Here is a 22,019-nt window from a genome sequence, read left to right as displayed (position 1 = left end):
ACCGAAAGTTTGCAACTCACAAACATCACATACCCGATTCGCTGGAGTGTCTAACAAGACCTTCTGGCAACAGAATTTCTTGACGACCATAGAGCATTGGAACCACCTGATCCCATCCCGAACTCAGTAGTGAAACGATGCATCGCCGATGGTAGTGTGGGGTTTCCCCATGTGAGAGTAGGTCATCGTCAAGATTAAATTCCGAAACCCCTATCTGCGCATGCAGGTAGGGGTTTTGTCTTTTCCGCGACCATAAACCCCGACACTGTGGCGGTGTACGTTAGCTGTGCACCCGCAGATCGATGGGCAAAAAAATCCACCCCGCAGGGTGGATTGATCACAGCGAGTGCAGACTCAGTCGCCGTAATACTCGCAACCACTGGTGCAAGTCTCATGGATGCGCACCTTCGACAACTCTGGCAGCAACGGTTTGACCTGGTCCCATATCCACTTGGCGATGACTTCACTGGTAGGATTTTCCAGGCCAGGGATATCATTCAGATAGTTGTGGTCCAGTTGTTCGTACAGCGGCTTGAAGATTGCCTTGATCTCGGAAAAATCACGAATCCAGCCCGTGTGCGGGTCCAGTGGGCCGGTCAGGTGCAGGGCAACCTTGAACGAGTGGCCGTGCAGACGCCCACACTTGTGTCCTTCAGGGACGTGTGGAAGACGGTGTGCCGACTCGAAGGTAAACTCTTTGAAAATTTCCACGTTGTCTCAACTCTAAAAGCCTATGCTGGTATGCAGTTTACCAGTACGGTCGTTACAAAGGTTGCAGTTGCGCATGCAGCCTTCCGGTTTCTACCAGCTCCAGTAACTCATCACCCAATCTCCGGCTTTCGGACATTGCTTTGTGCCAGTAACGTTGACGGCCGCTGGCATCGCCCATAAAACGTTTAAAGTCGCTGCGATCAGGTAGCTTGCCGTAGGGCAGGGCCGCAAGGTATTGAGCCGAGGGCGCAAGCAACAATACATTGCGCAAGCGTTGGCCATCTCCTCGCCGCCAAGGCAGGGCTTTATCGAACCACCCAGGAATCACTTTGTCGGTGAAGTGTGGGTACAACACAATGTCATCGCCCCGATACGGCAAGTCCAAGTGGTAATCCAGCAGACCTCCATCACGGTAAGTGCCCACGCCTACGCCGGGGATGTCACGCACACCTTCCATTACCATCGGTATCGATCCAGAAGCGAGCAACGCGTGGCGCAGGTTACTGACATCCAGCGGTAAACAGCGTGATGGAAAATCGGTCAGTGGCTGCAAAGGCGGCACGCTTCGGGCGTCGTGGAGAATGATTCGCTCAAAGTGCCTGGCCAATCGAGGTCGTCCGATCAGGTTGTCGGCGATCACCGAAGACAGGCCCATTCCCAAGCGTGCGCGGTGATCATGTGCCAACAGGCCATGGCTTTTGACCACCATTATATTAAGCCGGTAATCCGGGCTTTGGAGAACCTGTGCGTCACGTCCTTGCAGCAACTCATCGAGCATGCCTCGGCAACTGCGGCTGACTTCGGCCTGGGTTACACCCTTGGCAAAGTCTTGCTCGGTGTAAAGCTGTCCCAAGCGCTGCAGTGCCTCGGCTGGGTTGGGCAGGCAGGCGCTAGCGAAGCGCCAGGAGCCGATGGATGCACCAATCAAAGCGCGCTCACGGGGGGCACTGGGCAGCCACTGACCGAACAGCGCCAGATCCAGGCCCTGGATGCCGAGCGCTTTTGGGCCGCCTGCTGCGCCGGGTAGCACACCGACATCGGCTGCTTGGAGTCCGCATTCTCGGATGCGCCGCAAGGCCTGACTGCCTGCCTTGAAGGTCAGCGCTGGATACTTGATATGGATCGCGCTCATTCGAGTCTCGCTGTCTGGAACAGGCAATTATAGAGAACGGTGGTCCTGTTGTGGGCCAGGGGTGCGCTATCATGTCGCCAGTTGTTTTCAGCTTCAATTAAGTTCTGTTGGTTAATCTAGTCCTCGTAGAAACATTCTGATCTCAACGGAGAGAACTCATGAAAACTTTGACTGCCCTGTTCGCCACCGCTGCCCTTGCTCTTAGTGCCAACGTTGCCTTGGCGAAAGACGTACAGCCTGATGAAGTTGTGAAGTTGGTCCAGGCCAAGACCATCATGTCGCTGGATGAGCTGAAAGCTAAGGCCGTGGCCAAGCACCCAGGTGCCACCGTTACCGATTCGGAACTGGAAGACGAGTACGGTCGCTATATTTACAAGGTTGAGCTTCGCGATGCTCAGAATGTTGAGTGGGACGTCGATTTCGATGCCAAGACCGGTGAAATCCTCAAGGACGCTCGAGACAACTAATGACCGTACGACTGCGATCAGCACAGACGGTTCTCGTTGCGCTGTTAGCCTTGAGCTCGCTGGCCGTAGCCCGTGATCTTGACCAGGATGAAGCCCTGAAGCTGCGGCAGCAGGGCGTAATCCTGCCGTTGGAACAACTCCTCAACGACGCCCTGGGACGCTATCCCGGGGCGAAGTTATTGGAGGCCGAACTTGAAGAGAAACACGACCGCTACGAATACGAAGTCGAGTTGTTGACCCCGGAAGGCGTGGTGCGTGAGATCAAACTCAACGCATCCAATGGAGTGTTGCTCAAAGACGAGGAAGATGATTGATGCGCCTTTTACTGGTCGAAGACAATGTCCCATTAGCGGACGAATTGATCCAAGGCCTACAGCGCCAAGGCTATGCAGTCGACTGGTTGGCCGATGGCAGGGATGCGGTCTATCAGGGAAGCAGCGAACCCTATGACCTGATCATTCTCGACCTCGGTCTACCTGGATTGTCAGGCCTTGAAGTACTGGCACAGTGGCGCGCCGGTGGGTTGCTGACGCCTGTGCTGATCCTCACCGCTCGCAGTTCCTGGGCTGAGCGCATCGAGGGCTTGAAAGCCGGTGCAGACGACTACCTGAGCAAGCCGTTTCATCCTGAAGAACTGATGCTGCGGGTTCAATCGTTACTTCGCCGCGCGCGAGGCCTGGCCAACCAGTCAACCCTGGAAGCTGCCGGCCTGCAACTGGATGAAGGACGCCAGTGTGTGACGCGCGACGGAGTCGATATCCAGCTTACGGCCGCAGAATTTCGGCTTTTGCGTTATTTCATGCTGCATCCGCAGCAAATTCTTTCCAAAAGCCATCTGGCAGAGCACCTGTATGACGGTGAGACCGAGCGCGACTCCAATGTGCTGGAGGTCCACGTCAACCACTTGCGTAGAAAACTTGGCCGTGACGTGATTGAAACACGACGGGGTCAAGGCTATCGCTATGCAGGGAGCGCCGGGTGAAGTCGATTCAGGCGCGTTTGAGCCTTGGCTTGATTGCGGTACTGGTGCTGGTAGGCCTGGCGCTGGCGCAGTTGAGCCTGTGGTTGTTTGAGGTAGGGCTGCAGCGATACCTGGAGACGGGATTGCGCAAAGAGAGCGAGAACCTGCTCATCGCGATGGTGCAAGGGCAATCTGGTCTTGAGCTGGATGAGCGGCGTATATCTTCGGCCTACAAACGACCGTTTTCCGGCTATTACTTTCGCATCGACTTTGACGGCAAGAGTTGGCGCTCTCGTTCACTTTGGGACCTCGATATGCCTGCACCGGCCAATAGCGGCCTGTACACAGACCTGGAGTTAGGGCCCGAAAACCAGCAACTGTTGGTATTGCGCAGCGACTACCGGCGCTTTGGTCAGTCCATTGCAATCAGCGTGGCTCAAGATTACACCCCGGTGCGGGATCAGTTTCGGCGCATGAAGCAGATCGGCCTGGGAATGGGGCTGGTTGCGCTGATCCTGGTGTTGATCCTGCAGCGCATTACTGTCACACGATCGCTGCGTCCACTCGAACGCGTACGCGTGCAGATTGCTCAGTTGCAGCAAGGCAAGCGCTCTCAGCTCGACACACAGGTGCCCAGCGAGCTCGAACCCTTGGTCGCGCAGATCAACCATCTGCTGGCCCATACCGAAGACAGTCTGCGTCGCTCACGTAATGCCTTGGGCAATCTTGGCCACGCACTGAAGACACCGTTGGCGGTGCTCTTGAGTCTGGCCTCCAGCGAGCAACTCAAGGATGCACCGCAGGTACGCGTGCAATTGCGCGAACAACTGCAGCAGATCCAGCAGCGCCTTAGCCGTGAGCTCAATCGTGCGCGGCTCGCGGGTGATGCGTTGCCGGGTGCGCAATTTGATTGCGATGCCGAGCTGCCAGGGCTGCTTTCGACCCTGAGTATGATCCATGGCCACGGTTTGCAGCTGAGTCAGCAGGTACGTCCCGGTCTAGTGCTGCCGTGGGATCGCGAAGACTTGCTCGAACTGCTCGGAAACTTGCTCGACAACGCCTGCAAGTGGGCCGACAGCGAAGTGCGTTTGAGCATCGAGGAGCAACCGGGTCGCTACCTGCTTGTTGTCGACGATGATGGGCCTGGAATACCTGTGTCGGAGCGCGAGCAAGTTCTCGAGCGTGGAACCCGGCTTGATGAACAGATCGATGGTCATGGCCTGGGCCTGGGCATCGTGCGCGACATCGTCGAAGTCTGGAGTGGGCACATGACCCTGCAAGACAGTCCCTTGGGAGGCTTGCGTGTCAACATAGAACTGCCAGCGAGGGCGGAGCACTAGGGCAACGTAGTTACACGAAAATGGCCATTGCGATCTCTTTTTGGCCAACCACACACTGTAAACCGGCAAAACGCTCAGCAAGAATCTGAAGGCCAAACTTGGGGGAAACAATCCATGGCCACACTTAAACGTATACTTGCTGTCGGCGCCGGAGCTTTGACGCTGTTAGCCGGCACCGTGAATGCTGAAGTGCGAGAGTTGAGGGTGTACAACTGGGCTGACTATATCTTGCCATCGGTGCCCAAGGACTTTGCTGCCAAGTCGGGTATCAAGGTCACCTGGGATACCTTCGATACCAACGAATCCCTGGAAGCCAAGCTGCTTACCGGCAATTCGGGCTACGATCTGGTCGTGCCTTCCAATCAGTTTCTCGATACCCAAATAAAGGCCGGCGTCTTTCAGAAGCTGGACAAGAGCAAGTTGCCCAACTGGAGTCATCAGGACCCGGTATTGCTCAAGCTGCTCGACAGTAATGATCCGGGCAACCAGTACGGCGTCCCCTATATGTACGGCACGGTGTTGATTGGTTTCAATCCAGCCAAGGTCAAGGCTGCGTTGGGTGAACAGGCGCCAGTGGACAGCTGGGACTTGGTATTCAAGCCGGAGAACATGCAGAAGCTCAAATCCTGTGGGGTGGCAATGCTTGATTCACCTTCGGAGATTTTGCCGCTTGCGTTGCACTACCTCGGACTGAATCCCAACAGCCAAAACCCTGAGGACTACGAAAAGGCCAAGGCCTTGATGCTCAAGGTTCGTCCTTATGTCACCTATTTCAATTCTGCCAAATACATGACCGACATCGCCAATGGCGATATCTGCGTGGCCATTGGCTATTCCGGAAGCTTCTACCAGTTTGGCAACCGCGCTAAAGAGGCAGGTAATGGCGTCGTGGTCGACTGGCGTTTGCCCAAAGAAGGTGCGCCAATCTGGTTCGACACGTTCGCGATTCCCAAAAGTGCGAAAAACGTGGCTGAGGCCCATGAATTCCTCAACAATCTGATGGATCCGAACGTCATTGCCCCGATCAGCGATTTCCTCGGCTATCCCAATGCCAACAAAGATTCGTTGGCGCTGATAAACCCCGAGATCACCGGCAACCCCAACCTGACGCCCACCTCGCAAGCACTGACAAAGCTGTATGTAGTGCAACCGCTGCCACAGAAGCTTGAGCGTGTACGCACGCGTGTCTGGACCAGCATCAAGTCGGATAAATAGCCTTTGCTGCCTGCGTGCATGGCACCACTACCGTGCACGCCATGCAGGTTCAAGTCAGGGTCAGGCTCAGCATTATCGGCAGGGTCAGCGCTGCCAGCAAGGTTTGCAAGGCAATGATGTTGGCCATCAGTGGAGCGTTGCCGCCCATCTGCCTGGCCATTACATAAGACGACGACGCCGTTGGCAGTGCCTGAAACAGTAGGGCGACGATTGCCGCTTGGCCGCTAAGCCCGAACAGCTGGCACACGCCGTAGGTAGTTAATGGCAGGACCACGAACTTGAACAACGAGGCGGCCACTAGCGGGCGAGGACCAAGCCCTTGCGCGCTGCTGCCCAGTGCTGCCCCCACGCATAGTAAACCCAGTGGCAACGCAGCCTGACCGAGCGCCTTGATGGTCGGTTCGATACCCGCTGGAAGGCCGATACCGGTGACTCTCAGGGCAATACCGGCGGCGCACCCGACAATCAGCGGGTTGCTGAAAATTGCCTTGATGACGCTGGCGGGCGAGCTACGTATACCGCTGTAACGTGCAAATACCATCACGCACAGGATGTTCACCGTTGGCACGATGGCAGCATTCGCCACTGCTGCCAGAGCGATACCGCCGGTGCCATAAATTCCGGCGGCCAATGTTGCGCCGATGTAGTTGTTAAACCGCACGCCACCCTGGAAAACCGATGTAAAGCTGGCACCATCGTCAGCCACCAGGCTCTTGCACAGCACCAGCAGGCTCCCGCCAATCAGGGTCGAAAGCAACAGCACAGTTACCATGTCGAGCACTGGCAGCCCGCCAAGATCAGCAGTAGCCAGGCCATGGGTGAACAACGCGGGTAACAATACGAAATAGCTCAGGCGTTCGGCGGCGGGCCAGAATGCTTCGCCGAGAAACCCGTGGCTCCTCAGTGCACGCCCCAGTGCGATCAGCAAGGCGATAGGCACGATGGTGGCGAGGATCAGGTTCAGCATCAGGCGATTTCCCTATGTTGGCGCAAGGTGGACTTCAAAACTGCGGTCAGGTGGCGCCGACGACTACTGGCATGTGCAAGGTAAAGTGGGGGGAAGTCCAGATTTCGACGTAGGGCGGTATTGTTTCGGTTGTGATCGCGGCATCGACGTGGTGGGAGCGTTCATCATGGCGGATGATCAGCGCTGATTGAAAGCGCTAGCCTTCGACTGTCCGTAAGCCTGGGTGATCCGGTCGATCACCATGGCCAGCGCAACTATCGCCAACCCTGCCTCGACACCTTTGCCCACATTCAACGTTTGAATACCTGCCAGTACATCTTCACCCAAGCCACGCGCACCGATCATCGAAGCGACCACGACCATTGACAGCGCCATCATCACTGACTGGTTGAGGCCGGCCATGATGCTCGGCATGGCCAGCGGTAACATGACCCGTCGCAAACGTTGCCAGCGACCGGCTCCAAGCCCTTGCGCCGCCTGAGTCAGGGATGGGTCGATTTGCGACAGGCCCAGTTCGGTCAGGCGTACCAGAGGTGGGAGGGCATAGATCAGGGTGGCGAAGATCGCCGGAACCTTGCCCAGGCCAAATAGCATCAGCACCGGGATCAGGTAGACAAAGCTTGGCAGCGTCTGCATGACATCGAGAACTGGCATCATCAACTGGCGGGCGCGCGGGCGGCTGGCCAGCAATACACCCAGCGGTACACCGATGAGGATGCACAGGCCTGTGCTTACCAGGACCAGGGCGCAGGTTTGCAGGAGCTTGTCCCACAAACCGATAACGCCGATCAGAAACAGCAAGCTGGTGAGTACCAGCGCACGAACAATGCTGCGGCTTGCGTGCCAGGTAAGCAGCGCGACGATCAGCAGCAGTAGCCACCAAGGCGTCGCGCGCAACAGGTTTTCCAGACCGACCAACAATTGCAATAGACTGTCTGAAACGCTGCGCAACTGGTCGCCGTAGCTTAGGACCAGCCAGTCGACAAAACGGTTAACGCTGTCAGCGAAGGAGAAATGCAGGGATTGCGGAAAGCCTCCATTCACAGGCCAGCCTCGACTTTCTGTGCCACGTCATCGGGTAACCAGGCTTTCCAGATGGCAGGCTGATCACGCATGAAGTTCACGGCAGCGTCCTTGGCCGACTCGCGCTTTTCGCTCATCTGCGCCAAGGTTTTGTTGAGGATATCGATAGGCAAGTCAACCTTGGCGAAAAAAACGACCAGCTCCGGATAGTCTTTATGAAAGGGCGCCGAGACGCCAATCGAGAGCTTCGCTGGCAGCGAGCGGCTGCCTTGGGGGCTAGGGTTGCTGGCGTCGGTCAGGGTTCTCCAGGCGGCTTCGTTGAACGCTGGTTCCTCCAGGCGCACCAGCGAGAATCGTCCCATAAGCGGTGTGGGCGACCAGTAGTAGAACAGCACCGCCTTGCCGCGACCAATAGCCGAGGTCACTTCGGCATCCAGGGCTGCGCCGGAACCACTGCGAAAATTCACATAGTCGTTTTCCAGCCCATAGGCCTTGAGCTTCTGGCTGTTGACGGTTTCGGAGGTCCAGCCGCTGGGGCTATTGAGAAAGCGACCCTTTTCAGGCGCCTCGGGATCGCTGAACACTGACTTGTACTGCTTGAGGTCGCTCACCGAGAGCAGCCCTGGTGCCAACGGTTTGATGTTGCGCGCAGGATCACCTTTGATCACATATTCAGGCACATACCAGCCCTCATCGGCGTTCTTTACCGTGTCGCCGATGGCAAAGACCTGCCCGGCTTGCTCGGCCTTGATCCACGCCGGGCTGCGGCCTGCCCATTCTTCGGCAATCACCTGGATATCGTTGCGGGCCAGAGCCACCTCCATGCTGACAGTGCTGCCCGGAAGGGTATCGGTTGAATAGCCATAACCCTTCTCGACGATCAGGCGCAGGATTTCGGTGGTCAGGCTACCGCTTTCCCAGGTGATATCGCCGAAATGGATGGTCTTCTTCGATTCGTTGGCTGAAGCACTGACGATACCGGTCAGGCCACAGGCGAATAGCAGACCGGCCAGTAGCATCACAATTTTCTTCATGGGGCCTCGTGGTTGGCAGTTACACGGATTCGGGAAAGTGTAGACGACGAGGTTGGTCGGGTCGGTGAAGGGGCTGCATCGGGAAGGTCTTCTATCTGCATGACATGGCTGGGCCGGGCAAGCATGTAAGCCGGTATGCCCGGCCAGGGCATGGAGATGAGACGTTTAAGGGGGAAGCCCATGAGTCTTGATGTGAGTTTTGTTTACTACCGCAACTTCCGCTTTGATGGAAAGTTTCACGTACGCTGTATTGGCAGTGGTCTTGGTAAGGTGAAAAGTATCCGTTATGAGTTGGAAAAGTTCGGGCCCGATGGTCCTGTCCAGGTCGATGCCAAGTCGGTGTACTCCCAGGCCCACAGTGGTGCGATGCGTGATCATGGCTGTCCTGCCACGCTCCAAGGCGCGATTGCGACAGGCACCTACACCATCAGACCGCGAATCAGGATAAAGGACGATGTATCCGATGTACCTGTCGATGAACACCACTCGCTGCTCATGGAACCCTTGGTCATTGTTATCAATGAAGGGGAGTTGGGCAGGAGCATCCTCGATACTGTACCGCTGGCGACTGGCAACAGCAGGCGTAGAAGGTCGGTGCCGGAAGTACAGGGCAACGAATTGGCAGATGAGACAGGGGAGGTGGAGGATCCGTGGGGCGGATCGCTGAAACCGTTTCCCTTTGTGGCCCCAGGTGTGTCCTATCCGACTTTGCTGCTCAAGTTCTTCGAGGGAGGGCTGGAGCGTTTCCTGGCCGAGCTTGAACCCGACTCCGGTTCCGATCTTGTGCGCCTCTGGCCTACGCTCAAAGACGTAATTGATCCACGTCCTCTTTTGGGCCCGCAGGAGCGTTACGACGATAAGTTGGCCGTGCTCGGCGCTTACTGCTATCTGGACCAGCCTTCAAGCATGCTCAATGATACCTATGTTGCGTTGATCCAGACCTTGGAGGCGCTGGACTATCTTGAGTCTCTCCAATTTGTAGCGCCTGAAGTCGAGTCGGCTGTGGTTGTCGCAGGTGCCGCGGCGGTGCTGGCGACCTTGCTCACTGGCGCAGCGGTAGTGGCTGGCAATAACGCCTATGACGAAGCCCAGCCAACGCCCGATTTCGAAGCCTTGCAGACTTACCTTGATGAACCCGGCATCAGGTACAAGGGCATGAATGTGCGCAAGGCATGGGCCCATCAGGTAACCGGAAAAGGGGCAAGGGTGCACTTTTCAGATGGTGGTTTGTTTCCAGACCACGAGGATCTGAAGGGCAATCCCAACCTCAGGATCATCACCCAACAGCCCAACGATGATCCCGGTCATGGCACCAAGTCAGTGGGAATTCTGTTGGCTACCCCCAATGCGCTCGGGATGACCGGTATTTGCCACGCCAGCGAGCTTTATCTCTACAACAATCGTGCGCGGGACCAGGCATCTCGTGTGCGAACCCCGAAGGATCTTCTGCGTTACGTCGAGCCCGGAGATATCGTGGCCATCAATCGGCAATCGGCGAACCCGAGCGTTTTGTCCACCTTCTTGCCATCACTGCATGAGCGGGACTGGTGGGACATGACTAAAGCGCTAACCGAGCGCGGAGCGGTAGTCGTGTTCGCGGCAGCCAATGGCAGTTCGAAAAGCCTTACCGATAAAGGTACGACTGCGCACTACGGGGTCAACCTTGCAGACTGGCGCTACTTTGATAATCACGGAGACGCGGAGGCGATCGTGGTGGGGGCGTGCCAGTCGTGGGATGGCAAACCCCATCAGTATTCGAACTTCAATTACCCGTATCGAATGCTCAACTCCTGGGGGGATAGTGTGGTAACCCTAGGGGGTGGTGATCTGCAGGACAAGTCTGGCGATGACAGGGATTACACCGCCCATTACGCTGGAACCTCGAGTGCCACGCCCTTGGTCACCGGCGCATTGAGCTTGATCCAGTCCTATGCCATGGAACAGCACCACATCTATCTGAACGCCGATCAGATGCATCTGTTGGTCATGCAGGCAGGCTACAGGGATGCCACCTTGCCTTACTCGGACGTTGCACCAATGGGGGCAAGGCCCGACGTGCATGGCACATTGGTCCTGCTCGATAAAATCCTGGGTGGTGGCAGGTTCCACCCACCCAGGGATGAGCTCTGAAAGGGCTCAGACGCGGAACTGATCCATAAGCCCTTGCTGTTGGTTGGCCAGGCTATTGAGTGATTGGCTGACTCGCGCCGATTCATTGGCCTGGTTGGAGAGCGATTCCGTCACGTCGCGGATGGTCGCGACGTTGTTGTTGATTTCCTCGGCGACAGCGCTTTGTTCTTCGGCGGCACTGGCGATCTGCAGATTCATGTCACTGATCACAGTCACCGCATTGCCGATTTGCTGCAGTGCGGTGACTGCCTGGCTGACTTGCTCGACGCTGCCTTGAGCCTGGCGATGGCTGTTGTCCATGGCGCCAACCACTTCGCGAGTACCGGCCTGCAGTTCTTCAATCACCTGACGGGTTTCTTCCACCGACTCCTGAGTACGGCGGGCCAGGTTGCGTACTTCATCGGCGACCACCGCAAATCCACGGCCCGCCTCACCGGCACGAGCAGCCTCGATGGCGGCATTGAGGGCCAGCAGATTGGTCTGTTCGGCGATGGAGCGGATGACTTCAAGCACCGAACCGATTTTGTCACTGTTTTCGGCCAGGCCCTCAACTTGCGCCATAGCGGTACTCATGTTGGCAGCCAGGGTATCGATACTGCTGGTGGTGCGATCGATTACCGAAAGGCCCTGCTGAGTTGCCTGGTCGGCTTCGCGCGCCGCCTGAGCGGCCTGGGCGGCACTGCGCGCAACATCCTGTGCGGTGGCGCTCATCTCGTGGGAGGCAGTGGCCACTTGATCCACCTGGCGATATTGCTGCTCCATGCCTGCACTGGTCTGGCTGGCGATGGCAGATGACTGGTCGGCAGTGTCACGGGCTGCCTGAACCGAACGTTTGACCTCGGCAATGGTTGGCTGCAGTTTGTCGAGAAAGCGGTTAAACCAACCTGCCAGCTCCCCCAGTTCGTCTTGCTTGTCGTATTGCAGCCGGCGGGTAAGATCACCCTCACCGCTGGCGATGTCTTTGAGCATGGCTGCTACGCCAAGGATCGGGCGGGTTACACCCTTGGCCATCAGCCAGATCAGCAGCAGGCCAACCACGGCAGCCAGGGCACCCAGGCCCAACTCAAGAAGGGTGCCGCTGGTGTTGCTGTTATCGAGTTCCTGCTTCAAGGCTTCTGCTGGGCCCGTCAGAGCGCTTTCCGGTACGTCCAGCAGAACGCCCCAGGACTTGCTGCCCGGGATAGGGGAGAAAGACGCCAGGACTTTGAGGCGGTCTTTATGATGAAGACTGTTGAGTGCTTTGCTGTCTGCCAGCAGGCGAATCAGTTCGGCACCGTTCTCGGTGTCGACCTGGTCGTAGCGCTGGGCCAGCTTCTTGGCGTCCGGGCTGTGACCGGCGAGCAAGCCCACAGGGCTGAGAATGCTCACCTGGGTCTGACCCTGGTAGAGATTGCTGCTGGCTTGCTGACTCATGGCCTGCAAGCTGTTGAGGTTGATGTCGATGGACAGCGTGGCGACTACCTTGTCGGCCACCATCAATGGAAACACGATGCTGGTCATCAGCACCTGCTGGCCGGCTATCTCATAAAAATAGGGTTCGATGACGCACGTCTTGCGGGTTGTGCGTGGGCATACAGACCAGGTGTTGGCCGGTTCGCCGCTCGGGCCGATGCTGGTATCGGCGAGGTCTTTTTCCGGCAGGGTCATGGACGTCAGCTTGCCTGGAGTCGGTTGCGACCAGTACAAGGAGAAGCGGCCTTGTTCGTTGCTACCCAGTTGCTCCTGGTTGGCGAACAGTTCGTCCTTGTTGTCCAGTGCATTGGGCTCAAACACCAGCGACAATCCGAGCAGGTCGGGATTGGCCTGCAGTGCTGCGCGCACCTGGCGGGTAAGGTCTTCACGCAGATCAAAGGCGTCGAGAAAACGCTTTTCGGCCTGCTCGCGCAGAAACAGCACCTGGCGGGAGAAACCGGCACCGTACTGGTAGGCATCCATGAACTGTCGACGAATGTTCAAGGCCTGGACTTCGCCTTGGGATTCGATGCGTCCCTGAGCGGCTTCGGTAAGCATTTGCATGCTGCTGGTCTTGACCAGCTCCGAGCTGTGCTCCATGCGGTACAACGAAAGGCCAACCAGCAGAGTAACGATGCTGGCGAGGCACAAACCGGCCAGCAGGGTAATTTTCCACTGAATGGAAAGTTGTCTGAACGACATGGCGAAGTCCTTTGATCCAAAAAAGATTGGGGCTGCCAACGTTATCGGCGGACAAGCTCCCTTCTTTATTCAAACGGTCAATTTAAATGCGTCGTTTTCGTTCATTCCTACGACAACATTCGACTTTCGAACTTTGACAAGCGCAAGGGCCTGCTTCAGAGTGTGCGCCCTCCATAAAAATACCGTCGTTCGGCCACTGCTCCAGGGCAGTTTGTCGCCGAATCGGTCGCTTTTTGTCTGGTTTCTAGAGGTCACAGGAATGAATGCAGTTATTGCCGCGGTCGGCATCATGCTGATCTTGAGTCTGTCCCGCGTGCATGTGGTGATCGCCCTGATCGTCGGTGCGTTGGCGGGCGGATTGGTGGGCGGCCTGGGGATTGAAGGAACGCTCAAGGCGTTCAACGGTGGCTTGGGTGGTGGGGCCACGGTTGCCTTGTCCTATGCCTTGCTCGGTGCCTTTGCCGTGGCAATTGCCAAATCCGGTATGGCCCATGCCCTGGCTGACCGTATTCTGGCGATGGTGGGGCAGCAAGGCCATGCCAACACTGGCAAGGTCAAATGGCTGTTGATCGGTCTGTTGTTGGTGGTGGCGATTTCCTCACAGAACATTCTGCCCATCCACATTGCCTTTATTCCATTGCTGGTACCGCCATTGCTGTATGTATTGACCAAACTGCAGATCGACCGGCGCTTGGTCGCTTGTGTCATGACGTTTGGCTTGATCACGCCCTACATGTTCTTGCCGGTGGGGTTTGGCAATATCTTCCTCAACGAGATCCTGCTGGCCAACGTCAGTCGCAGTGGCGTGGATGTCAGCGCGGTGAATGTGACACACGCCATGGCTATTCCTGCAGCGGGCATGCTTTTTGGCCTGCTGGTGGCGGTGCTTTTCAGCTATCGCAAGAAACGTGTCTATGACCTGGAAAAAATCGAGCAAGTCGAGCAGGTGGCAGTGCGCTACAACCCGATGACCCTACTGGTTGCCGGCGTTGCCATTGGCGCGGCGTTCATCATTCAGCTGTGGTTGGACTCGATGATTATCGGTGCAATGGCCGGATTTCTGATTTTCTCGGTATCAGGCATCGTGCGTTGGAGGGAAACCGACGACCTGTTTACCGAAGGGATGAAAATGATGGCCATGATCGGCTTCATCATGATCGCCGCCTCCGGCTTTGCTGAAGTCATGAAGGCCACCGGCGAGGTTAACAGCCTGGTCGAGGCCTCTGCGGTGTGGATCAATCACAGCAAAGGTATCGGCGCACTGTTGATGCTGCTGGTGGGCTTGCTGGTGACCATGGGCATTGGTTCGTCGTTTTCGACCGTGCCGATTCTTGCCGCGATCTTCGTGCCGCTGTGTGTTCAGTTGGGTTTCGATCCGGTTGCGACCGTATGCATTGTCGGCACCGCGGGCGCACTGGGCGATGCAGGGTCGCCTGCCTCGGACTCGACACTCGGCCCGACTTCTGGTTTGAACGTTGATGGCCAGCATCACCATATCTGGGACACTGTGGTGCCGACCTTTATCCATTACAACCTGCCGTTGTTGGCATTTGGCTGGCTGGCGGCAATGACACTGTAGTTTCAGTCAATTGGGGTTGAGCGCAACGCTCAACCCCGTGCAGGCGGCAGCGAGATACGGTTCAAAAGCATGCTGCCGTCTTTGTTGCGGGTCAGGTACACCGGCAGCACTTTGGGTAAATTGCTGACCAGACGCTTGATCTGGGTGGTGTCGTAGATTCCACTGATACGAATGTGGCCGGTGCTCTCATCGGCCAGCTTCAATGGCTGCTCCAGGTAGCGATTGATCTGCGGCAGGGCCTGGGCCAGGCTCAGGTTGTCGAGAATCAGTTTGCCATTGCGCCAGGCAAGGCTAGTGTCGTTGTCGTAGGTCTGGTTCAAGCGCGGCTCGTAGTCCCCGGACTTGTAGCGTGCCTGCATCCCTGGGCCGAGGCGGTAACCACCTTTGGGATCGCTGACGTCACTGCTGACCAGCACCGAGCCTTCGACCAAGGTTACTTTGACTTGGTCCTCATACTTCCACACATTGAACTGGGTTCCGGTCACCCGAGTCTGGCCATGGGCTGCATGCACCACGAAAGGGTGCAGGCTGTCGTGCTTTACCTTGAAGAAAGCCTCGCCTTTTACCAGCGTGACCCGGCGCTCATCCTTGTAGTTGGTAAAGCGCAACTCGCTATCCAGGTTCAACTCCACCTGACTGCCGTCAGGCAGCACGACATGGCTGATGGCGTTGCTGCTTTCCAGGTACTGATAGTTGTTCGGTAACCAGCCTTGCTCCCAGCCGATCCAGGCGCCTGCCGGCAACGCCGCCAACACCATGGCTGCGGCCGCCGCATAATGGCGCCATACAGTGGGGCGACGACGATCGGGAAGGGCAATGACATTGCCAGGTGTCGCAGTGCGCGGCAGATTGTCGGAGATCTCCCAGATCTCCAGCATTGCCTGGTATTCCTGGGCATGCAGCGGGTTGGCGGCCAACCATTGCTCAAACGCTAGCCGTTCGGCTGCGGTGCAGTCGGGTGCTTGCAGGCGCAGGCACCAATGCGCGGCGGCATCGGTGATGGCATCGTGTTCGTCGCCATTGTGGCTGGTGTGGTTCATCAAGGCTCCCGGTTTTGCCTATTCTACCCTTGCAGCCTAGGCGGCGAGAACCCGAGATAATGGCGAATGACTATCAGTTGTAGGATTTTCATCCGTCTTTGCCCGTAAAAGAACAGAGTTCTCAGTCATACCCCGCCTGAAGACCGGGTATGACGAGAGTCCCTGTACGACCAACGGTAGCGGCTGAGTTTCAGAACTGCTCGGCTGCGAGGCTGAATAACGAATGACTGCCTGCGCGAATGCTGGCGTGGAGCGACAGGGTGCGTGGCAGCAGCCGGGCAAAGAAGAAGGCGCTGGTTGCACGTTTGGCCATGTAGAAGTGTGGGTCCTGGGGCAGGCGCTCTTGCGCGACAGCATCCATGCGCGCCCACATATAGGCATAGGCCACGTAACCGAACGCCTGAAGATACTCGACCGAGGCTGCGCCCACCGCGTTGGCATCGTTGTGAGTCTGCTCGCACAACCATTGGCTAAGGCTTTCCAGCTCACTTGTTGCCTTGAGCAGAGGCACTCGATAGGCCGTGCTGGTTGCACAGAAGCAGCGAATTTCATCGATGAACTCAGCCAGCGCTTTACCGCCATCTGCAACAACTTTGCGGCCGAGCAGGTCCAACGCCTGAATCCCGTTGGTACCTTCGTAGATCTGAGCGATACGCACATCGCGCACCAGTTGTTCCTGGCCCCATTCACGAATGTAGCCGTGGCCGCCGAACACCTGCTGGCCGAGCACGCAACTTTCCAGGCCGTTGTCGGTAAAGAAGGCTTTCGCCACAGGTGTCAACAAAGCTACCTGACGCTGCGCGCGGTCGCGTTCCTCGGCATTTTCGGCGTACTTGGCAATATCCAACTGTTGCCCGACATACGTTGCAAAGGCCCGCCCTCCCTCGGTCAGGGCGCGCATGGTCAGGAGCATGCGCCGAACATCAGGGTGAACAATAATCGGGTCGGCAACCTTGTCGCGTAGCTGCGCTCCGGTTGCGGCGCGGCTTTGCAGGCGGTCCCGAGCGTAACGTGCGGCGTTCTGGTAGGAGGCTTCTGCGCAGCCGATACCTTGAATGCCGATAGACAGGCGCTCGTAGTTCATCATGGTGAACATGGCTGCCAGGCCACGGTTCGCCTCCCCAATCAGGTAGCCGGTGGCTGCGTCGAAGTTCATCACGCAGGTGGCCGAGGCCTTGATGCCCATTTTGTGTTCAAGGGAGCCGCAATGCACTGGATTGCGCGAGCCCAGGCTACCGTCGGCGTTGACCAGGAACTTGGGAACCAGAAACAGCGAAATACCTTTGGGGCCGGCCGGTGCGTCCGGCAGTTTAGCCAGCACCAGGTGGATGATGTTCTCGGTCAGGTCCTGCTCGCCACCGGTAATGAAAATCTTGGTGCCGCTGATTCGATAGCTGCCATCGACCTCAGGCTCGGCTTTGGTACGGATGATTCCGAGGTCCGTGCCAGCATGCGGTTCAGTCAGACACATGGTGCCTGCCCATTGCCCGCTATAGAGGGGTGGCAGATAAGTGGCCTTGAGATCCTCACTGGCGTGAGCGTCCAGCGCCAGGCAACTGCCAGCACTGAGCGCCGAGTACAGGCTGAAACTGCAGTTGGCGGCATAGAGCATTTCTTCGAACTGCACTGCGAGCATCTTCGGCATGCCCAGGCCGCCATGCTCGGGGTTGCCGGCAAGGCCGACCCAACCGCCTTCGCGGTAGGTTTTCCAGGCCTGGGCAAATCCATCCGGCGTACTGACCTGGCCTGCGTCGAAGGCAACGCCTTGCTCATCGCCGCTTCGGTTGAGAGGGGCAATCAGTTGCGCGGTAATTTTTGCCGCTTCTTCAAGAATTGCATCGGCAGTTTCGGCATCCACCCGCTCGGCCAGGGCCGGTAGGCGTGCCCACAGGGCCGGGCCCTGGAACACTTCGTGAAGTACAAAGCGCATGTCGCGCAAGGGAGCGTTGAATTCAGGCATGCGGGGGTCTCGCTGTCAAAGAGGTCAGAGCGCTTTGGCCCAATCGCGCAACAGGTATTTCTGGATCTTGCCGGTAGAGGTTTTCGGCAGCTCTCTGAAGATCACTGTCTTGGGCAATTTGAAACCGGCCAGGTGCTCACGGCAAAAACCGAGAATCTCCGCTTCGCGGGTTTGTTCGAAGCCAACCTTGAGCGTGACGAAGGCGCAGGGGGTTTCGCCCCACTTCTCGTCCGGGCGGGCGACCACGGCGGCTTCGAGAATTGCCGGGTGTTTGTACAGGGTGTCTTCGACTTCAATGGTGGAGATGTTTTCGCCGCCAGAGATGATGATGTCTTTGAGCCGGTCCTTGATCTCGACATAGCCATCGGCATGCCAGACAGCCAGGTCACCGGTATGGAACCAGCCGCCGCGAAAGGCTTCGGCGGTTGCCTCAGGATTCTTCAGGTAACCTTTCATCACGGTGTTGCCGCGCATGAAGATTTCACCCAGGGTGTTGCCGTCGCGCTGCACTGGCTCCAGTGTTTGCGGGTCCGCTACCATCAGGCCTTCAAGGGTCGGGTAGCGCACACCCTGGCGGGATTTGATCCGTGCGCGTTCCGCCAGCGGATGCTCGTCCCATTCGGCGTGCCAGGCACAAACCGTGACGGGGCCATAGACTTCGGTGAGGCCGTAAACGTGGGTCACCTTGATGCCCATTTCTTCCACCGCACCAATAACCTTGGCCGGCGGAGCCGCACCGGCAACCATGGCATTGACTGGGTGATCGATCGCCGCCTTGGCAGACTCGGGCATGTTGATCAGGGCATTGAGTACGATGGGGGCGCCGCACAAGTGAGTAACCTGATGCTCGCGAATCAGAGTGAGGATTTTTTGTGGGTCCACGCGACGCAGAAAAACGTGGGTTCCGGCCAGGGCGGTAACAGTCCATGGGTAGCACCAGCCGTTGCAATGGAACATCGGCAGGGTCCACAGGTAGACCGGGTGGTTGCCCATGGCCCATGTCATCTGATTGCCCAGGGAGTTGAGATAGGCGCCGCGATGGTGATAGACCACACCTTTGGGATTGCCTGTTGTACCGGAGGTATAGTTCAGCGAAATAGCCTGCCACTCGTCCTCGGGCCATTGCCAGGCAAACGCCGGGTCGCCTTCGGCGAGGAACGCCTCGTAGTCCAGATTACTGACCGCCTGGCCTTCGCCGTATTCTGGATCGTCAACATCAACCACCAGGGGTGGATATTCCATCAACGCCAGGGCGCCGGCGATAACCTTGTGGAACTCGCGGTCGGTGATCAGTACCTTCGCCTCGCCGTGCTCGAGCATGAAGGCGATGGCTTCGGCGTCCAGGCGCACGTTGAGGGCGTTGAGTACCGCGCCGATCATCGGCACACCGAAGTGCGCTTCGAGCATCGCCGGAATGTTGGGCAGCATCACTGCCACCGTGTCGCCTTGACCTATCCCGCGCCCGGCCAGTGCGCTGGCCAGGCGGCGTGAGCGTTCGTAGGTCTGTTGCCAATTACGCCGGATGGCGCCATGGATCACCGCTGGGTACTGGCCGTAGACCGCTGCCGTACGCTCGATGAAACTCAAGGGGGTCAAGGCTTGATGGTTGACAGGGGCGGGCGCCAGGCCCTGGGAGAAAATTGACATGAAATGTTCCTGTGCAGGGGGCGCCCATATGGCGTACTGCAACCCCCGGTGGCTGATTGTTAGCTCTGATCAGGTGTCGTGAAGGGTATCCCTTCGGCGTCGTATTATTACGCGGAATTCTATGGTACTTGGAAGATAGACTATAGCAATATGGTAGAAGTACTATATTGCCCCAGCGCCTATCCTTCGAGCATGCCAATGCCTTTTCTACTTGCCAGTGATCCACAACCCAGCGTGCTTCTGGATGCCTCTGCAACATTGCTGGCCGTCAATCCGGCACTGCAAGCCATGCTTGGACCGTGGCCTGAACGCGCCGTCGATTATTGGTTGCCCGCCAACTATCCGGCGTTGGTGTCGGCCTGTTTGAACCAGGCACGGGCGATCAGCGAGGTGGAAGCGCTGGTGGCTGGGCAGATTCTGCTCTGGACCTTTGTTCCCGATTGCGAAACGGGTCAGGTGTTGGCGCGTTGCCGTGATGCGACGGCCGAGCGCGTGACTGAGCGTGAGGCCAGCCAGGCGCGCCGCTTGTATCGCCTGATTACTGAAAACACCACCGACCTGATATCCCGGCACAGCCCCGATGGCTGCTTCCTCGACGCCTCACCGGCATCCTACCGTTTGCTCGGGTACTGGCCGGAGCAATTGCGCGGCGTCGCGGTGCAGGCGCTGTTTCATCCCCGGGACCGGCGGCAATCGCTGCAACAAGCCGCCCAGGCGCTGGAGCAGGATGGTTATCAAACCATGACCTGTCGGGTGCGCCACCGGGATGGCCATGACTTGTGGTTCGAGATAGCCAGCCGAGCGATTCGCGAGACCTACACGGGAGTAGTGGTAGAAATTGTCAGCGTTTCTCGGGATATCACCACGCGTATCGAGGCGCAAGAAAACCGCCGGCGCCTGGCGCAGGTGGTGGAAGCCAATACTGATCTTGTGCTGTTTACCGACCGTGGTGGCCGACTCAGCTACCTCAACCTGTCGGCGCGGCGTGCGCTGGGGCTGCAGGACGTCGATCCGTTGCCCTCATTGCAAGCATTGCTGGACCCCGGCCTGCAACATCAGCTGGAGCGCGAAGGCTGGCAGTGTGCCGAACAAACCGGTGTGTGGCATGCCGAGTCGCGTTTGATTCCTTGGCAGGGAGGGCAGGAGTTCCCAGTGTCATTGGTGCTGCTGGCTCATCGCGGTAATGGTGGCGAGCGGTACTACTCACTGGTGGCTCGTGACATGACCGAGCGTGAGCTACGCGAAAGCCAGCAGCGCCGTCATCAGGATGAACTGGCCCATAGCGCGCGGCTGATTACCTTGGGTGAATTGGCGTCGGGTATTGCCCATGAGATCAACCAGCCGCTGGCAGCGGTGGTCAATTATGCCGGCGCCAGCCAGCGTTACTTGCAAGCGCTGGATCGTGATCCGCAGGCGGCAACTCGAGTGGCGCAAGGGCTGACCCGAATCAGCGAGCAGGCAACCCATGCCGCTGAAGTGATCAAGCGCCTGCGGGCCTTCCTGCGAAAAGAACCTCGGCGCCTACAGGCTCTGGCAATAGCCGATGTCGCCGCAGAAGCCGTTCGGCTGTGCGATTGGGAGGCGAGTAGGGACCGGGTGAGCATTGTCCAGCACATGGCTGATCCGTTACCGCAGGTGTATGCCGACCGGGTACTGCTTGAACAAGTCCTGCTCAATCTGCTGCGCAATGCTCTGGACGCCAACCGCGAACAACATCAAGGCCAGCCCTCGCGTATTGTGCTTAGCGCAGCACTGGTTGGCGGACAGGTACAGGTGCTGGTCAGCGATCAGGGACCGGGTGTCGCGGCGGAGCGACTGGACGGTATTTTCACTCCCTTCACCACCAGCAAGCCTGAAGGCCTGGGGCTTGGATTAAGCATGAGTCGCAGTATCATCGAAGGTTTTGGCGGCACCCTGCAGGCGATGCCGGGGGCAGTGGGCGGCCTGACCTTGTGCTGCCAATTGGCGCCTGTGGCCAGCGCAGGAACAGAGGAGGCGTGATGCAACAACCGAAAGTCTATGTGGTTGATGATGACCAGGGCATGCTCGACTCAACAGTCTGGCTTTTGGAGTCATTGGGGATACAGGCGTTGCCCTTCACCAGTGGCCAGGCATTTCTGGACGCCTGTGACGGCGATCTACCGGCCTGTGTCCTGCTTGATGTGAGAATGCCGGGAATGGGTGGACTGAGCGTCCAGGAGGCCTTGCGCGCACGCGGCGTCGATCTGCCGGTGATCTTTCTCAGTGGCCATGCCGATGTTCCGATTGTGGTCCGGGCATTCAAGGCTGGGGCCTGTGACTTCATCGAAAAGCCCTATAACGAACAGCTGTTGCTGGATGCCGTCCAGGCTGCGTTGGAGCTTTCCAGTCAGGCCCTGGCGGGTAGTGGCCCCATCGCCTCGGTGCAGGCGCGAATCGATAGCCTGACCCCTCGCGAGCGAGATGTGTTCGTGCCGTTGGTTCAGGGTTTCAGCAATCGCGAGATCGCCGAGCAGCTTGAAGTCAGCGTAAAAACGGTGGACCTGTATCGAGCGCGGGTCATGAAACGCATGCAGGCCGAACACCTGCCAGCACTGGTGGGAATGGCGATCGCTTGTGCAGTGGTACAGCCATTGAGCTTACGCTGATCAATCGCGGGGCAAGTGTTGGCTAGTATTGC

Annotated in this window: 18 protein-coding genes, 1 rRNA gene and 1 pseudogene; 10 read left to right on the top strand and 10 right to left on the bottom strand. The window is 57.8% G+C overall.

The window, feature by feature from the left end; genetic code table 11:
* Window positions 1-78: 78 nt before the first annotated feature.
* A 5S ribosomal RNA gene (rrf, locus tag H8F21_RS17565) occupies window positions 79-194 on the top strand.
* Between the two features lie 160 nt (window positions 195-354).
* Here rrf and queD read toward each other — a convergent pair.
* Entirely contained in the window at window positions 355-711 is a 357-nt protein-coding gene (gene queD / locus H8F21_RS17560) for a 6-carboxytetrahydropterin synthase QueD (RefSeq protein WP_010226613.1), read from the bottom strand.
* Window positions 712-763: 52 nt separating this feature from the next.
* Entirely contained in the window at window positions 764-1,843 is a 1,080-nt protein-coding gene (locus H8F21_RS17555; RefSeq protein ID WP_203542542.1) for a patatin-like phospholipase family protein, read from the bottom strand.
* A 158-nt stretch (window positions 1,844-2,001) separates the two neighbouring features.
* Here H8F21_RS17555 and H8F21_RS17550 point away from each other — a divergent pair, with 158 nt between their 5' ends.
* From H8F21_RS17550 to H8F21_RS17530, 5 genes are all read left to right on the top strand, one after another.
* Window positions 2,002-2,310, top strand: coding sequence for a PepSY domain-containing protein (locus H8F21_RS17550; protein WP_136477238.1), 309 nt, complete (start codon window positions 2,002-2,004; stop codon window positions 2,308-2,310).
* Window positions 2,310-2,624 (top strand): PepSY domain-containing protein, encoded by a 315-nt coding sequence (locus H8F21_RS17545; protein WP_203481659.1) that lies wholly within the window; start codon window positions 2,310-2,312, stop codon window positions 2,622-2,624. The genes H8F21_RS17550 and H8F21_RS17545 overlap by 1 nt, the downstream gene beginning before the upstream one ends.
* Entirely contained in the window at window positions 2,624-3,292 is a 669-nt protein-coding gene (locus H8F21_RS17540; RefSeq protein WP_203481656.1) for a response regulator transcription factor, read from the top strand. Before H8F21_RS17545 ends, H8F21_RS17540 begins: the two co-directional genes overlap by 1 nt.
* Entirely contained in the window at window positions 3,289-4,611 is a 1,323-nt protein-coding gene (locus H8F21_RS17535) for a sensor histidine kinase (protein ID WP_203481654.1), read from the top strand. Before H8F21_RS17540 ends, H8F21_RS17535 begins: the two co-directional genes overlap by 4 nt.
* Before the next feature lie 114 nt (window positions 4,612-4,725).
* Entirely contained in the window at window positions 4,726-5,826 is a 1,101-nt protein-coding gene (locus H8F21_RS17530; RefSeq protein ID WP_203481652.1) for a polyamine ABC transporter substrate-binding protein, read from the top strand.
* Window positions 5,827-5,875: 49 nt separating this feature from the next.
* Here H8F21_RS17530 and H8F21_RS17525 read toward each other — a convergent pair whose 3' ends face one another.
* The 3 genes from H8F21_RS17525 to H8F21_RS17515 all read right to left on the bottom strand — a co-directional run bounded on the left by H8F21_RS17525 (window position 5,876) and on the right by H8F21_RS17515 (window position 8,850).
* Window positions 5,876-6,793, bottom strand: coding sequence for an AEC family transporter (locus H8F21_RS17525; RefSeq protein ID WP_203481650.1), 918 nt, complete (start codon window positions 6,791-6,793; stop codon window positions 5,876-5,878).
* A gap of 177 nt (window positions 6,794-6,970) precedes the next feature.
* The gene (locus H8F21_RS17520; protein WP_203481648.1) at window positions 6,971-7,837 is read right to left on the bottom strand and encodes an ABC transporter permease; all 867 of its coding nucleotides are present in this window, start codon (window positions 7,835-7,837) and stop codon (window positions 6,971-6,973) included.
* A complete protein-coding gene (locus H8F21_RS17515; RefSeq protein WP_203481646.1) occupies window positions 7,834-8,850 on the bottom strand; it encodes an ABC transporter substrate-binding protein in 1,017 nt (338 codons plus the stop codon). The genes H8F21_RS17520 and H8F21_RS17515 overlap by 4 nt, the downstream gene beginning before the upstream one ends.
* 135 nt (window positions 8,851-8,985) lie before the next feature.
* Between H8F21_RS17515 and H8F21_RS17510 the strand changes: the two genes are divergently transcribed.
* Window positions 8,986-10,980, top strand: coding sequence for a S8 family serine peptidase (locus tag H8F21_RS17510; RefSeq protein WP_236043092.1), 1,995 nt, complete (start codon window positions 8,986-8,988; stop codon window positions 10,978-10,980).
* Window positions 10,981-10,986: 6 nt separating this feature from the next.
* On the opposite strand, the gene H8F21_RS30055 is transcribed toward H8F21_RS17510, so the two are convergent.
* Window positions 10,987-11,742, bottom strand: a complete 756-nt coding sequence (locus tag H8F21_RS30055; protein WP_413243005.1) for a methyl-accepting chemotaxis protein — start codon at window positions 11,740-11,742, stop codon at window positions 10,987-10,989.
* Between the two features lie 102 nt (window positions 11,743-11,844).
* Window positions 11,845-11,991: pseudogene (locus H8F21_RS30050) on the bottom strand (HAMP domain-containing protein); the annotation flags it as partial.
* A 1,402-nt stretch (window positions 11,992-13,393) separates the two neighbouring features.
* On the opposite strand from H8F21_RS30050, the gene H8F21_RS17500 reads away from it, so the two are divergent.
* Complete coding sequence (locus H8F21_RS17500; protein ID WP_203481640.1) at window positions 13,394-14,713, top strand: Na+/H+ antiporter family protein; 1,320 nt, start codon at window positions 13,394-13,396, stop codon at window positions 14,711-14,713.
* A gap of 29 nt (window positions 14,714-14,742) precedes the next feature.
* Here the strand turns inward: H8F21_RS17500 and H8F21_RS17495 are convergent, their stop codons facing one another.
* The 3 genes from H8F21_RS17495 to H8F21_RS17485 form a co-directional block, all read right to left on the bottom strand.
* Window positions 14,743-15,753, bottom strand: coding sequence for a FecR family protein (locus H8F21_RS17495; protein ID WP_203481638.1), 1,011 nt, complete (start codon window positions 15,751-15,753; stop codon window positions 14,743-14,745).
* Window positions 15,754-15,943: 190 nt separating this feature from the next.
* Complete coding sequence (locus H8F21_RS17490) at window positions 15,944-17,713, bottom strand: acyl-CoA dehydrogenase C-terminal domain-containing protein (RefSeq protein WP_203481636.1); 1,770 nt, start codon at window positions 17,711-17,713, stop codon at window positions 15,944-15,946.
* 24 nt (window positions 17,714-17,737) lie between these two features.
* The gene (locus H8F21_RS17485; RefSeq protein ID WP_203481635.1) at window positions 17,738-19,360 is read right to left on the bottom strand and encodes an acyl-CoA synthetase; all 1,623 of its coding nucleotides are present in this window, start codon (window positions 19,358-19,360) and stop codon (window positions 17,738-17,740) included.
* Between the two features lie 198 nt (window positions 19,361-19,558).
* On the opposite strand from H8F21_RS17485, the gene H8F21_RS17480 reads away from it, so the two are divergent.
* On the top strand, window positions 19,559-21,361 hold the full coding sequence (locus tag H8F21_RS17480) for a PAS domain-containing sensor histidine kinase (protein WP_328824504.1): 1,803 nt from the start codon (window positions 19,559-19,561) through the stop codon (window positions 21,359-21,361).
* Complete coding sequence (locus H8F21_RS17475; protein ID WP_203481631.1) at window positions 21,361-21,987, top strand: response regulator transcription factor; 627 nt, start codon at window positions 21,361-21,363, stop codon at window positions 21,985-21,987. Before H8F21_RS17480 ends, H8F21_RS17475 begins: the two co-directional genes overlap by 1 nt.
* The last annotated feature ends 32 nt before the right edge of the window (window positions 21,988-22,019 follow it).

Origin of the sequence: Pseudomonas arcuscaelestis (assembly GCF_016881005.1) — a bacterium.
GTDB classification, from domain to species: Bacteria; Pseudomonadota; Gammaproteobacteria; order Pseudomonadales; family Pseudomonadaceae; genus Aquipseudomonas; species Aquipseudomonas arcuscaelestis.
Note: the sequence above shows the minus strand (reverse complement) of the source record. Positions and strands in the feature narration are given on the sequence as shown.

Bases quoted from the DNA above. Each gene is read 5' to 3' on its own strand.
- H8F21_RS17555 (WP_203542542.1), bottom strand. From the start codon at position 1,843: ATGAGCGCGATCCATATCAAGTATCCAGCGCTGACCTTCAAGGCAGGC.
- H8F21_RS17550 (WP_136477238.1), top strand. From the start codon at position 2,002: ATGAAAACTTTGACTGCCCTGTTCGCCACCGCTGCCCTTGCTCTTAGT.
- H8F21_RS17545 (WP_203481659.1), top strand. From the start codon at position 2,310: ATGACCGTACGACTGCGATCAGCACAGACGGTTCTCGTTGCGCTGTTA.
- H8F21_RS17540 (WP_203481656.1), top strand. From the start codon at position 2,624: ATGCGCCTTTTACTGGTCGAAGACAATGTCCCATTAGCGGACGAATTG.
- H8F21_RS17530 (WP_203481652.1), top strand. From the start codon at position 4,726: ATGGCCACACTTAAACGTATACTTGCTGTCGGCGCCGGAGCTTTGACG.
- H8F21_RS17525 (WP_203481650.1), bottom strand. From the start codon at position 6,793: ATGCTGAACCTGATCCTCGCCACCATCGTGCCTATCGCCTTGCTGATC.
- H8F21_RS17515 (WP_203481646.1), bottom strand. From the start codon at position 8,850: ATGAAGAAAATTGTGATGCTACTGGCCGGTCTGCTATTCGCCTGTGGC.
- H8F21_RS17510 (WP_236043092.1), top strand. From the start codon at position 8,986: ATGCCCGGCCAGGGCATGGAGATGAGACGTTTAAGGGGGAAGCCCATG.
- H8F21_RS30055 (WP_413243005.1), bottom strand. From the start codon at position 11,742: ATGGAGCAGCAATATCGCCAGGTGGATCAAGTGGCCACTGCCTCCCAC.
- H8F21_RS17500 (WP_203481640.1), top strand. From the start codon at position 13,394: ATGAATGCAGTTATTGCCGCGGTCGGCATCATGCTGATCTTGAGTCTG.
- H8F21_RS17495 (WP_203481638.1), bottom strand. From the start codon at position 15,753: ATGAACCACACCAGCCACAATGGCGACGAACACGATGCCATCACCGAT.
- H8F21_RS17490 (WP_203481636.1), bottom strand. From the start codon at position 17,713: ATGCCTGAATTCAACGCTCCCTTGCGCGACATGCGCTTTGTACTTCAC.
- H8F21_RS17485 (WP_203481635.1), bottom strand. From the start codon at position 19,360: ATGTCAATTTTCTCCCAGGGCCTGGCGCCCGCCCCTGTCAACCATCAA.
- H8F21_RS17480 (WP_328824504.1), top strand. From the start codon at position 19,559: ATGCCTTTTCTACTTGCCAGTGATCCACAACCCAGCGTGCTTCTGGAT.
- H8F21_RS17475 (WP_203481631.1), top strand. From the start codon at position 21,361: ATGCAACAACCGAAAGTCTATGTGGTTGATGATGACCAGGGCATGCTC.